The organism is Winogradskyella psychrotolerans (assembly GCF_018860545.1).
Classification (GTDB): Bacteria; Bacteroidota; Bacteroidia; order Flavobacteriales; family Flavobacteriaceae; genus Winogradskyella; species Winogradskyella psychrotolerans_A.
The window spans coordinates 74,501-88,332 of the sequence record NZ_JAHKPN010000044.1; the positions used below are offsets into that span (position 1 = coordinate 74,501).

Annotated in this window: 12 protein-coding genes; all 12 read right to left on the reverse strand. The window is 32.4% G+C overall.

Annotated features, from left to right (window positions below; all coding sequences use genetic code 11):
* Positions 1 to 6: 6 nt before the first annotated feature.
* The 12 genes from KO515_RS14990 to KO515_RS15045 all read right to left on the reverse strand — a co-directional run bounded on the left by KO515_RS14990 (position 7) and on the right by KO515_RS15045 (position 13,804).
* Positions 7 to 1,143, reverse strand: a complete 1,137-nt coding sequence (locus KO515_RS14990) for a glycosyltransferase (RefSeq protein ID WP_215937151.1) — start codon at positions 1,141 to 1,143, stop codon at positions 7 to 9.
* 3 nt (positions 1,144 to 1,146) lie between these two features.
* The gene (locus KO515_RS14995) at positions 1,147 to 2,244 is read right to left on the reverse strand and encodes a glycosyltransferase family 4 protein (RefSeq protein WP_215937152.1); all 1,098 of its coding nucleotides are present in this window, start codon (positions 2,242 to 2,244) and stop codon (positions 1,147 to 1,149) included.
* A gap of 66 nt (positions 2,245 to 2,310) precedes the next feature.
* Positions 2,311 to 3,666 (reverse strand): glycosyltransferase family 2 protein, encoded by a 1,356-nt coding sequence (locus KO515_RS15000; RefSeq protein ID WP_215937153.1) that lies wholly within the window; start codon positions 3,664 to 3,666, stop codon positions 2,311 to 2,313.
* A 156-nt stretch (positions 3,667 to 3,822) separates the two neighbouring features.
* Positions 3,823 to 4,677 carry a sulfotransferase family protein gene (locus KO515_RS15005; RefSeq protein ID WP_215937154.1) on the reverse strand — a complete coding sequence of 285 codons (855 nt, stop codon included), beginning with the start codon at positions 4,675 to 4,677 and terminating at the stop codon, positions 3,823 to 3,825.
* A gap of 108 nt (positions 4,678 to 4,785) precedes the next feature.
* Entirely contained in the window at positions 4,786 to 5,850 is a 1,065-nt protein-coding gene (locus KO515_RS15010) for an exostosin domain-containing protein (protein ID WP_215937155.1), read from the reverse strand.
* A 26-nt stretch (positions 5,851 to 5,876) separates the two neighbouring features.
* Entirely contained in the window at positions 5,877 to 6,743 is an 867-nt protein-coding gene (locus KO515_RS15015; RefSeq protein ID WP_215937156.1) for a hypothetical protein, read from the reverse strand.
* A 3-nt stretch (positions 6,744 to 6,746) separates the two neighbouring features.
* Positions 6,747 to 8,183, reverse strand: a complete 1,437-nt coding sequence (locus tag KO515_RS15020; protein ID WP_215937157.1) for an MBOAT family O-acyltransferase — start codon at positions 8,181 to 8,183, stop codon at positions 6,747 to 6,749.
* Positions 8,184 to 8,188: 5 nt separating this feature from the next.
* The gene (locus KO515_RS15025) at positions 8,189 to 9,367 is read right to left on the reverse strand and encodes a glycosyltransferase family 4 protein (protein WP_215937158.1); all 1,179 of its coding nucleotides are present in this window, start codon (positions 9,365 to 9,367) and stop codon (positions 8,189 to 8,191) included.
* Positions 9,368 to 9,370: 3 nt separating this feature from the next.
* On the reverse strand, positions 9,371 to 10,219 hold the full coding sequence (locus KO515_RS15030; RefSeq protein WP_215937159.1) for a sulfotransferase family protein: 849 nt from the start codon (positions 10,217 to 10,219) through the stop codon (positions 9,371 to 9,373).
* Positions 10,206 to 11,306 (reverse strand): glycosyltransferase, encoded by a 1,101-nt coding sequence (locus tag KO515_RS15035; protein WP_215937160.1) that lies wholly within the window; start codon positions 11,304 to 11,306, stop codon positions 10,206 to 10,208. The genes KO515_RS15030 and KO515_RS15035 overlap by 14 nt, the downstream gene beginning before the upstream one ends.
* A 75-nt stretch (positions 11,307 to 11,381) precedes the next feature.
* Positions 11,382 to 12,770: an asparagine synthase-related protein gene (locus KO515_RS15040; protein ID WP_215937161.1), complete on the reverse strand. Its 1,389-nt coding sequence runs from the start codon at positions 12,768 to 12,770 to the stop codon at positions 11,382 to 11,384.
* A 32-nt stretch (positions 12,771 to 12,802) separates the two neighbouring features.
* Positions 12,803 to 13,804, reverse strand: a complete 1,002-nt coding sequence (locus KO515_RS15045; protein WP_215937162.1) for a glycosyltransferase family 2 protein — start codon at positions 13,802 to 13,804, stop codon at positions 12,803 to 12,805.
* Positions 13,805 to 13,832: the final 28 nt, after the last annotated feature.

Genomic DNA, 13,832 nt, shown 5'->3' on the forward strand with positions numbered 1-13,832 from the left:
AAATTTTTACTTTGAGTAATCTGTTATTTCGGTTAGTACACGACGATTATAATGACTAAAACTAAATTTGTTTACAACAACACGTTGATTCCTCAATATTTTTTGATGAAGATTAACATCCATATTCAAAACTAAAATCAGCGTACTTGTCACGGTTTCGCTAGCAACATTTGTTAAACAAATTCCGGTTTCATTAGTTTTTATATATTGACTAATAGACGACACACTAGAAACTATGGGTAAGCAACCAAAATTCATGGCTTCTGCAATTACCTTTGGAAAGCCTTCTGAAGCCGTTGTAGGCATTAAAAACACATGACTTTCTTTATAGATTTCAAATACTCGTTCTCGTGGTAACGCACCATGAAATTTAATATTAATACCAGATGTTGCAGCAATTGACTTAAAATAATCTAATGCTTCACCTTCTCCAACCAGATGTACAACGTTTACTCTGTTTTTTAAATGTTCAGGTAGATTGGTGAGTGCTAAAATGATTCGTTCCACTCCTTTTGGTTTTTCTAATCTGCCTACAAAACAAAATGTTAGTGCGCCATCAATAGTTTTATTTAAAGACACTTGTTCTCCTTCTAGTAAATCGGTTTCAGTTAAACACGGGTTTTCAAATGTTATACAATGCGAAGGTTGGTTTTCCCAAGATCCATTGATGGTTACCAACCGTGACTGATTTTTCATCATCCAGCGCTGCAATCGATAACCTAATGGCGGTTGTTTCTGATTCCAGTTACCAGCATACTTAAACCATCCGCTTTTTTTTACACATAACACTAAAAATGGAATGACATAAACTCCAATTCCTGTTGGTCCTCTAAATTGAAAATAGTCTACTTTTTTTAAGGTACTATGTATATGTTTTAGAACGACAGGAGCCTTTAAAAGCAAGTCAAATTTCGATCCAATTGTGGCACCACCTAAGGCTGGTAATGGTACAAAAATAACACGATCTGAATGATATGGTAAGGCACTTGCCGGTGCTTTGCCATGATGAAACATCGCTACATGATAGATGGTATCAAATACGCTTAGTAAATGATTAATTTCAGAAATCGTTGGTCCCCAACCTACTAAGGTACCATCAACCGTTTTATAATGTTCTGTATGAGAAATAATGGCTAATTTCATTGATTAAGCTTCAATAACTTTGATATAACGTTTAATTATTTCGTGCCAAGAATGCAACGCTGCCCAATCCTTAGCCGCTTGTTGATAAACCTCTGGTGTTGCTAAAATTGATTTAAGAGCCATACTAAATTCAGAAACCTTTTCATTCTTAATTAATAGTCCTGATTTCCCATGGTGTATGGCATCTTCAATACCACAATTTTTAGAGCCAATTGCAGGTATTCCTAATGCGTTAGCTTCTAAAATAGCAATGCCAAACCCCTCTACATCACCAGTTTCACTTTCAGTACTAAGCATTACAAAAGCATCACTACCTACTAGTTTTTGTTGTAATTCTTTTAGTTCTAAAGCACCGTGAAATGTCACCCTATCAGCAACTCCTAATGTTTTGGCATGACGTTTAAAGTCTTCCGCTTCAGTTGGAATACCAACACAGTGGTAATGTATTTCAGGAAACTCTTTTATTACATCTGGTAAGAGTTTTATAACTTGTAATTGTCCTTTTCTAAAACTTACCCGTCCAACGGTAGTGATTGCAGGTTTCCCTTCTAATTGAGATGGTATCAAACCTTCTCTTTTCCATTGATTAATACTAATTCCATTTGGAATCACTTCCACATCTTGTTTCAAATGTGCAACTAAGGTTTTCGTATAATTTGATACTGCTACTATAGTTTTAAATTGTTTTAGAGATAAATCAATCGCTTTTTTTAATAGCGTAGATTTAAAATTCACCTCCGTACCATGAATTACAGCCATAGTTTTCCGTTTGAAAAATAGCGAACAAAAAGCAACATTCCACAATGAAAACTTTCCTGTAGCAATGATGCAATCGGTCTTTTCTAGATTTTTAAAGGTCTCAACCACGCGATTAAAATACATTAAAAACCTCGGTTTAGTTAATGTAATTCTTTGCACATTAAATGGAAGTTGGGCATCAAAAGACAATTCATCTATATTAATTTCATCGCGTTGATCTGCTATAACAGTTACCTTATAATGGTTCTTAGATAAATACAAGGCCAATGAATAAGCATGGTTTCCAATACCACCAGGCTGTGGTGGAAACTCTGAAGTTACTATAAGAATCGTCTTATTCAATCTATTTTAAACTTTTACTGAGTGAAATCAATTTTAAAAGAGTTCAATACTCTCCGCTACTTCCTTTTAAATACTTAACAACTCATCCCTAACACCTAACTTTTCAATCAAAGCACCTTCCTCCAATTTATTGCTTGCAAGCTTCCAACTTTTTAAGACCTGAAATAGCACTAAAGGCACTAACAACAAAGAAACAAAAACGCCTAGAATTAACAAGGGTTTATTCTTTTTAAACTGATAAGGCATAATAGAGATTGGTACTGTTCTAAACAATGCAAACCTTGACGCTTTATTACCAAAATAACGTCTAAATAAATACAGCACACTAGGTATTGGTCGTGGTGCAAACCAATTATTTGTTCTAAACGCGTCCCAACTCCCCATATCTCGAAGCCCTCCTGAGCCAACTTTTAGATGCAACCGTTTGGCATACGGATTCGATATATTTAAATAACCATTAAGGTAAGACCTCAACCCAAATTCTCCATCTCCCATCCGTTGCTTTTCAAACTGTCTATCAAATAACCCTATCTCTTCAAAAACCTCTCGTTTAATTAGCACGTTTCCTGTGTCTAATTGATCACTTACTCTAAAAAAATTATAATTTGATGGCACTTCTGCCCCAACTTTAGATATAGATACACCTGAGGACATATCTGCATTAAAGTAGTCTAAACATTTTAAATGATTTGTAATCCAATCCGTATCGACACGGCTATCGTCATCAAACAACAGTAGAAAATTTCCTTTAGCTTTCTTAATAGCGGTATTTCTTGCCAACCATAAGGCTCTTTCTTTTTGATATAACACGTGTAAATCTAATTGAAAACCTTTATAAAACTGGCGTTGAAATGGTTCTGATTGATCTACTATAATTACTTCAAAGTTTGTATAATCTTGAAGTTCTAAATCTCGCAAAACGTCTTTTAAATACGTATATCGGTTCAACGTAGGGATAATAACTGATACTTTTGGTTGCTCAATTACTAGTGATGATTTAAAATTAAACCACTCTTTGTGATTAATTGGCGTTTCTAAGTAGGTACTTCTCTTTACTGCCCTAGTGACATAATACGCCTTGAGTTCAGTTATAGGATTTTTAAAACTCAATAACCGTATTAATAAAACATACAGCACCCAAGCTTTATTAAAATATTTTCGAATAAAACGATACTCATCCGCTAACGGTACCGGCTCAAAACAGGTATACATGGCTGCCGATCCAATATAGCCTTTTTGAGTAGCTTGCCATGACATGTCATAAGCTTTTGCCTTTGCTGACTGAAAACCCGAATCCTCTGCCAACTGTTCTAAAACATTGGTCTCCAAAGCCGACGCTTTAGGAAATACACTCCCTCCCTTTGCTGTAAACAAACGAAAATAATGTGTGGGTTGTAAGTATCTAAGAAATTGAAAAGGCATATATAAGGTTTCGTATAAAATTAGAGGTTTCTAGAATTGTTTGATCTTTAATTAAAATCTATACTTAAATTTTTATAATTTGCATTTATAGTTTTACAAGGTTACCAAACTTTTTTTTTTTACAAAAACTAAACGATTTAACAGTAAAGCCAACGTTTAAATTTTATGATTATATCCTAGTGATTTATTACTTGCATTCGCAAATTTATTATACAAAAAACGATTTAACCACCCCCATGAATTGTATCTATTCAATGGATTAAAATTCTCATCTTTATCTAATTTCCCCCAGTTTTGAATTTGCTTTCCAGCACCAAAATAAGAAGACCCTACTACTTTTGCATTTACCGCTTTTTCAACAACGTCTTCATTGTAATCAATCTCACAAAACGAAAATAATTCTGGTATTTTAACTTCTGGATTTTCAACGATGTCTTCGAATTTAACTTCATAAAAGCGGCCAGGTAATTCACGCCTTAGTTTATGTAATTTCTCAGCATGCTTAGCATAAGCCTTAGCATAAGACATCATATTATAACCTGTAATATATTTTAATCGCGCTAGTATTTTCTTTTTTATACTATAGCTACTTCGAGTTAATAGAGACCCCTTTAATGAAGACGCTAACAAATCTGGAGCACATCGGGTTAAAACAATTAATTTTCCCGTTGGAAAAAAATCGAAAAATTTTTCAACATTATTTAAACTCGGGTCTTTCACAAAAATAACATCGGTTGTAATATTGTATTCATCCTTCAAATAGCTTAAAAATAGTTCTCCAAAATACGGACTCATTTTATCACTATTTAAAGTGTCTCTTACAAACATACCTTTATTAAAATTGGCTATCCAATCTTGATATTTTTGAAACACTTCATCTCTAAAAAATGGAAACTCGCCCTTTGACTTATCTTTGGGTATAGATGAAACATTCGGTACTTCCGAAAAAATACTCCCCATAAAATTTGTACCCGACCTAACCGAAATACCTGCACATAATATGATTTTCATAATCGTTTATTTATTTCACCAACCTCTGTAAGACAATTTTTAAACATTTACTTAAAACAATTTTGAAAAACTGTAATTATCAAAACTAAATTTTAGTAATGATTTCATTTAATTCTTTAAAATATATTCTTTTTGGGTCTCGAAAAAACCTGATAGCGTTAGTTTCTCCTCCCATAATTTGCGATTTTTTTGACATAAAGCAACTAATTGTTTCTGATCTAATTGCTGATGAAATTCTAACAAAATCTCAGCAATACGGTGCCTATCTTTATAATCAACCCAAACCACATGCGATTTCCAATCTATAGTATCTGATAAGGGTAAAAATCCATCCGTATGTACATATAGAGGAATGCGCCCCATCATTAATGTTTCGTAAAAACGCACAGAAAAATTTCCAGCTCCACGCACACATAGCACATATTGTGAATTTAAAATATTATTATAAAACTCTAAAGTGGTATCATGAGAGGCTTTGTTTTTAGTAACACCTGCCCTATACGTTTCGCGAATGATAAAGCGGTTGTCTATGGCTTTATGTTTTTCTAATTTCTGTAATAAATTTGCGCGTAAATAACTTGAAGCTATAATGCGCTGTGCTTCATGATGCGTCCCTCCAATTGCGCTGTTTAAATTTCTGTAAATTTGTTTAGCCTTTTCAAGTAGCGCATTGCGTTTAGAGTTTACGGCCAAACCACAGAATCCAACAACGGGTTTTAAACTGTACTTTGTTTTTAGATACTCCTTTTCTAAATTATTTTTAAGTAAATAATCTTCTATTATCGAAGGAAATCCACAATGTCCTTTTTGATTTCTAGACACATAACCGCTTTGCCTAAACACAGTTAAATTTTTAAATGATGGTATTTTTACACCAAAGTCACCGGTAGTTATAGACCATACTTTTTTGCCATTTTCCCTAGCCTCCTCAATACAGTTATAAGCTAAATTTAATTGCTTGTTCTTAATATAATAATTCCAAGACATCGGTAAAATTACAACATCGGCATTAGCAATGTTTTCAATTAATTTAAAATCACGGTCGCTAACACCATACACTTCTATCCTTTGTGCATCCGTAAAATTATTATCTTTGATATAAGCTTTTAGTAGCGGAAATACTTGTCCACGGAACTGACTGTTATAATGATGTTTAGGGTAATATAATTTCATACTAAAACCTATAATGCATATACTATTTAAAAATACGTAAGGCTAAATAAATTAGTAAAAGCTTCAGCTCCGCGTTCATTCAAATGCGAAGAATTACTAAAGTAATCTTCACGTTCAAAAGTATTAGAAAAATCTTTATAATTAGGTAAATTTTGCTCTAAAACATTGGTATTAATATTGGTATCATAATATGGTGCAGTAAAAAAGAATACGTCCACATTTTTATTTTTACAAATATCAATAATCGCTTCCAAATGAGAATTCTTTTTGTTTTCTAGGACGATGTTTTTAGCCGTTTTTCTTTCGTTATTACCATTAAACATTGGGATAAACCCATTAGTAGATTCAAATTTATTTGGATTTATAAAACTCATCATTAACTCTCGAAACCCTAATTTGGAATCGTAAATCATATACCTATAAAAGGGCAGATATTTTTTATAAACTGCTGTAGAATCTACTGCTTTTATTTCGTTATAAATTGTTGCATTGTGTATAAAAGGCAGCCAGGGAATTATTGCCGTAGGATCAAAATGCTCTTTATTGTACTGATCATCTACCTGAATAAAAATTTTTTTTGTTTTTTGATGTTTTAAAAATTCCTGAACCATTAATTTAATCTCAAAATTATTTGAAGCTGGATATCCTAAATTGATACCATTTAAACCTGTTTTAGATTTAATTTGTTCCGGATTTAAATGAAAAAAGACACGAGAAGACCCAAATATGGCATAGTCGTATACTTTATTCGCCGGTTTATTCATTAACCAAGACACTTTATTTCTAGCATGTACTGGATATCGATAGATACAACTGTATGTAAAATCTAATATCACTAAGAGGATAAAAAACAAAAATATAGTGACAATAAAATATTTTAAAAATGATTTCATAGTTTAAAATTGAAAATATATAAACTCTTGAATATTTGAAAAGCTTCCAAATAAAATAATCAACAACAGTATAAAAATCATATAAAGTGTTGAATAAGCATTTGTTTTTATAGGGTGCTCTTTTTGCCTAGAAAACCATTCTATAATAATTAATATGCCAATTAAAGGAAGCAATTCAAAAGCGTAGCGGTTCAAGGTTAAACGATCTTCTAATTGGACAGAAAACTCAAAAATCCCCTTGATATATAATAAAGCTTTTTCTACACTCTCTGCTCTAAAAAATATCCACGCAAATACTGTCAGTACAAATGTGATTATCATTTGTAACGTTTCTCTTAAGGTAGGTATTGTATGATTTTCAGCCACTACATTAGTGTGCTTACGATTTTTATTTGTTAATAATAAGGGTAAAAAGAATAAGGCATTTAAAGTTCCCCATACAATAAATGTCCAGTTTGCCCCGTGCCAAAATCCACTTACAATAAATATAACAAATACATTACGTAATTGAATAATTTTCTTTCCTCGCGAACCTCCCAAAGGAATATACAAATAATCTCTAAACCAAGTTGATAAAGAAATATGCCAACGCCGCCAAAACTCGGCGATATCTCTAGAAAAATAAGGGGTTGCAAAGTTTTGTTTTAAATTAAAGCCAAAAAGTTTGGAAGTCCCTATTGCGATATCAGAATAGCCAGAAAAATCTCCATAAATTTGAAATGCAAAATACACGGCTCCTAACCATAACGTGCTAGATGAATAGTCATCGTAATTAGAAAAAATATCATTGGCAAATTGCGCACAATTATCAGCGATTACTATTTTTTTAAATAATCCCCATACCATCTGACGTAAACCATCTTTAGCTAATGATGCATTGAATTGGCGTTTGACGTAAAATTGAGGTAATAAATTAGTAGCACGTTCAATAGGTCCTGCGACTAATTGCGGAAAGAAACTCACAAAAGCTGCAAAAACAATAAAATCTTTAGTGGGCTCTAATTTTCTTTTATAGACATCTATAGTATAACTTAGGGTTTGGAACGTGTAAAAACTAATACCAACTGGTAAAATAATGTTCAGTGAATTAGCTTGGATATTTTTTCCAAAAAAAGAAAACGCCGAAACAAAATTATCAAGAAAGAAATTATAGTATTTAAAAAAGCCTAAAAAACCAAGGTTTACAACAATACTAATCCATAATAGTACCTTACGCGTCGTTCGTTCTTTTTGTTTAGACAGTGCAACACCAACCGCATAATCAATTGCAGTACTAAATGCAATCAATGCTAAAAAACGCCAATCCCACCAACCATAAAACACATAGCTTGCAAGTACAATAAAAAGATTCTGTAACTTTAATTTTTTGGATACTATAAACCAGTAAATTCCAAAAACAATTGGAAGAAATACGGCAAAATCGATAGAGTTAAATAACATAAATTTTAAAAATCATTGGTATAGAACTCTTGAAAAGCTTCTTTCTGTTGCTCCATATTAAAATTTTGCACCACTCGATTAATAGCATTTTGACCTATCTCAACTCTTTTTTCCGTAGATAGTTTAGAGACTGCGATGATCATGTCCTTCATTTCAGTTAAATCATAGGGCTCTATTAGCCATCCTGTTTTATGATTACTTATGTTTTCTGGAAGTCCACCGACTCTAAAAGCAATGGTAGGAATTCCCATAAACTGAGCTTCTAACACCGCATTACAAAACCCTTCCATAAGACTGGTTTGAATATATACATCGCTATTTTTTAAAACAGCTAGCGTGTCTTCATGTGAGCATTGCCCTTGAAGTTTGATGTAATTCTCGAGTGATTTTTCCTTTATTTCAAATAAAAATCGTTCTTTTTCTGAAGAATTATTATCACCTATCAATGTCCATTCAAATTCAAATCCGGCAGTTTTCAATCTCGAAGCTATTTCTGTAAGATAATCTAAGCCTTTAATCCAATTAAACCTTGCTATCGTAGTAATTTTAAATTTAGTAGTATTCGATTGTAAATTAATTTCAGGCCTATTTTTAAAATCAATAGCTGGCGATATTATCTTAAATTTTGTTTCTTTTTTTAGACCTAAACTATACGCTTTTAGCAGTAAAAAATTTGAAATAGAATGTACTTTATCCACCTGATTCCATAACGTTGTATAACAATTTTGATGCTTCAAAGGATAAACATTAATGTCATAGCCTCTAAAACTTACTGCCATTTTTGCTCTTATAGCCAGCGGTACCATTTCACGTTCTAATGCTGTTGTTGCAAATCCGAAATGAACCCATTCTCCTTTGAATTTTAGTAATGCGGCATTTAAGTATATTTTTTCAATAATACGTTTATGCGGTGTTCCTTTTCTTTTTTCTAAATAAAAGAATCGCTTAACCACTTTAAAATAAGGAACAAGAATAATAAAGTGGTACATCATATTAAGTATTTGAATCACTCTTAACCGATGAATTCCAGGATTCTTAATATGTGTACAGGCCATATATGTCGAAGAATCAGACCCTGTAAACAAATTTACATCATGACCATTAGATTTTAATCCATCTATAAGTGCATTAAAAAAAGTTTCAGAGTAACTTGGTGCAGACGATAAAACCAATGCAATTTTCATTTGCTAATATTCGCGTTCATATAAATTAATTTTAAATATATCTAAATATGTGTTCAATTGCTCACATTCTTTAGCATTTAATTTTGAACTTGCTCTGTTTCCTGTTCTTATTTCACTTTTAGGATGTGTTTTACTAGACGGGTTTTTAAAAGCAGTTTCAATTGTGATTAACGGTTTTAAATCATAACGTTTACAAAACTCTAGAAAAAAATCAATATTATTATTAACGTCTTCATATTTAATCAACTCAAAAGCCTCATCACTTTTATACCGTAATAGAGGAATTGAGTTTTCAATACACCATCGAATACAGAGTTTTTCATGCGCACTTAAATCATTCTGTTGTTTAAGGTTAAAATTAAAGTGTTCCCATATTAAATCACACAGTACATCTTGACTTTTAAACCAACTTAAATCGTAAAGCCAAGGAAATTTCACCCGTTGCTGTGAAGCTATAACGTCATAAGGATTTCTTACGATAAAGACCACGGGAATATTGAATTGATTCGCCATATAATGGGCAGACAAATTGCAACGCACAAATTTTATAATAAACTTTTTAGGAATTATAGGCCAAAGATGACGTTTCCATTTCCGGTTACTTATCTGCGCTATCCAATCACAATCCACTTGGTTAGAAAAAACCTTTTTTAAATAATTATCGATATTATTGGTCTTAGTCTTCTCGGTAATAAATCTGTCACAAATTAATTTACCTTTTGCCGTATTAAATTCGTGCTCTGGTTCAAAAAGCATACGGTAGCGATGTTGCAACGCAATGAGCTCTGAAAACCAACTTGTTCCACTTCTTGCAGAACCTAAGACAACTAAATGTTTGTTATAAGCTTTCATATAGCTTTTCTCTAGATCTTATAAATTCTCTTAAACTATAATTTTCTACAACCATTTTGCGCATATTTAACCCAATTTCTTTTCGTATAGGCTCATCCATTCTAGCAAAGAGACATATTAATTTTGAAAGTTCTTCTATATCCCCTGCCTGAAACAAATGATCTTCAAAATTTTTCAAAATATCTGTAATACCAGCAATTCGAGACCCTAAAACAGGGATTCCCATAGCCATCGCTTCCACAGGTGCCATTGGCATACCTTCTTTTTTACCTTCATTTTTTGTAGGAATTACAAATAGATCTGCAACTGATAAATAGTCCTGCACATTACTTTGTTTACCTATAAAGATAATATTAGGACGCGATTTATATTTAGATTTTAATTGATCGACATAATCAGACCGGTCATCTCCAACTAATAACAACTTTATGGATTCTTGTTGCGTTCTAATTACGGCTTCAATTAATATTTCTATTCCTTTTACGGGTACCATATTAACTACGGAAATCACTACAAATTCAGAGCTAGAAATGGCATAACGATCTCTAATCGTTTTATTCTTTTCTTTCGGCTTATATTCTTCGACATTTAATCCTAGCGGCAAAAACACGGCATTCACCTTAGGTAATGGATTAAAAAACTCGGTCATCATGGCCGTATTAATAGCTATTACTTTGGTACTTAATAGTGATTTCCACTTCCACGCCTTATTACCCCAGCCCATGGCTTTTTTGGTATACACAAATTTAATTCCGGCAAATTTTGCTGCTAAGGCTTCTGAAAAATCAGAACTCCAATGCCAAGAATGAATGATATCCCAATTATGTTTTTTAAAATAACGAACAACTTTTAATAAGCGGAAGAAAAAAGACCAAAACGGATAATACGATGTTTCATAAGGAAAAACATGAATTGGAATACCTAATTTTTCAACTTCCTTAAAAAAAACACCGTTTTTGTGCTTCACTAAAATCTCGGGGGAAAATCTCTTTTTATCCAAACCTTTTACTAAGTCGACAACAACCTTGCCACTACCCGCAGTATCAAAATTGGGAATACTATAAAGAATCCGAAGTTTTCTGGTCATACCATATTAAAACTCAAAAATAATATTTTAAAACCATTTATATGGAAGCCGTTTTAAAAAATATCGTTATTAAAACTATGGTTGTTTATTTTTCTTTAACCACAGGGCTAGCGTCAAAAGCATACTTACAGCATGTGAATAAAACACGGCATCTTTATTTTTAAAAGCATTATAAATTGTTGGCACCACATCAGATCCTATAAATGCATTAAATTGAGAATCGAAAACATAATTTTCTAATTGATTACTATTTGACTGGCCAAGAAACTGTAGTTCCCAATTACGTTGAATAAAAGGCATTCCCATTAATGAATTGATTTCACGCTCCAATTTATTCTTAGCGCGGTAGACAATAGACTTTAACAACTTAGGATTTTTATAAGTGTATAAATTAAAAGGCATATGATCTTGCCATGCTATTGCTGCCAATTTTGGATTTCGATTTTTAATGTATTCAATTTGAATTCTTCGATCTGCTAAATAGGCTTCAGGAATTTCACAAATAAAACGACATATTCGGTCATCGTAATACGGTAGATGTATGGGGTGTGCAACTTCAAAGAAACTTAAACTAACAGAGGTCCACCTTGGTGCCCAATACAAAGATTTGAAAGCTCTTATTCTCGCACTCTTATCCCTTATATCTATTTCATTCAATAAATTTTGAATTCGTTGTTTAAAATAAGATTCAAAATCCCCTTCTAGCCCCCATGATTTCCATAATTGAGTAGCTAAAGCAATCCCCCCTTTTTTAACCACTTTTTTATAGATTATTTCTACATCTGATAATGAACTGTAAGCTTCTGCAATTCCGCTATCAAACAACACATCTCCCCAATGCCCTAGCGAAAATTGCCCATTCATTCGACTAAACTCATCTAAAACAGCCATTTGCCTAGGATGTGTAAATTCTGAATAACAATGGTTAATATCGCCCATCTTTTCTATGACGTTCCAAAGATAGTTTGGTGGAATTACCAAAGAATCAAATTTAAAATCGCAAGCCTCAGCAATTTTTTTCCCTATTACATCCTCTTTAAAACCATTTTTAAACCGATAAGAATAAGAATGAACATCAGCACCTAGCTGCTTAAGCGCAACTGCCTGAGTACGACTATCTATACCGCCCGAAAGTGGTAGTAAAACCCTGTGATTTGCACTTTGTTCTTTTATAACAAATTCAAATAAGTCGGTAAATTCATCTACGGCCGTTTTAAATGAAATGTTACGTGGACGATGATACCAGTTAAAATATTCGTTGTGTTTTATAATATTACCTTTTACATCAAAATTGTAGGTTGACCTCGGTTTTAAAACTTTCTCATCTTTCCAATAAGTATCTTCATCTAAAAAGAATCCAATAGCTGCAAATATACAAATAGCCTTATAATTAGGTTCATGAACTCCTTCTACTTTAACAATAGTTTGTTTTAATGGTATTATTGGAGTTTTAATTGTTTTCAAGGTGATGATATATTTTAATATTCTTAATAGAATTAATGCTGTACCTGATCTAAAATTTGTTTAGGCAAATCAATTGAAATTACTGCGGATTCTTTTCTTTTTAGAAGATTCCACATTCTGGTTTGGTTTAGCCGCTTCAATTTAGATGGTGTAAACAATAAATTTTTCTCAAAATATTCCATTAATCTTTCCCTTGAATAGTGTTTATCATTTACTAGTTTTATCCACAAACTTTTTAAGTCTTCTATTTTATTACCACTTAAGAATGTATCTGGATGGGTTTTAAAATTCTGGAATTTCTTTATAAAATCCTCAAAGTCATAACTATGATAGTGCAGTATATAACCATTATTGTGAATATTTAATTCGCTACCATCTATAGCTGAATAACGATGCACATTATTTGGAATAACAGAACTTTGAATGTTTATTGCCCCCTTCCCCATTGTATGCCCTAACCAATACGAAACCGTTAAATAACTGTTTTGATACGGATCAAAGATTTTTTGATAAATTTGATCAAATTTAGAATTGAAATTTTTCTGAGTTTTAAACAGCGTTTCCTCTTGCATCACATTTTTGTAGGCGGTTTTCCTTGCAATCACCTCCATGGGTTTCAAATTAACAATATCAGCCCCTTCATTGCTTGCGGCTATAAAAAACTCTTTTAAGGATTGCCTTTGATCTTTAGTGGTTAAAAAAAGCTCATCAGCATCTAAGGAAATAAGCCAGTCAATGCGTTCTGTTTTACACTTTTGTATAGCATCATAGGTATTGAGACATTGACGTGCCGTATGATGCACAGCGGCATTACTCCAAAATTTCTCTAAATAGGGTACATTTTTATAAGACTCTGGGGATACTGAGTTATTAATTTCAACGGCTTTTAAATCAGAAACTGTTTGATCTCCATGGTCAGTTGTGTTATCTAAGTATACGTATACTTTATCAATCCCTAATCCTAAATGGTAAAGTATATTTTGACGAAGCAATCTCGCCTCATTTTTAACAGTCATAACGACACCTACACGCATCTTTAATTCTTTTTATTGCATTTATTAT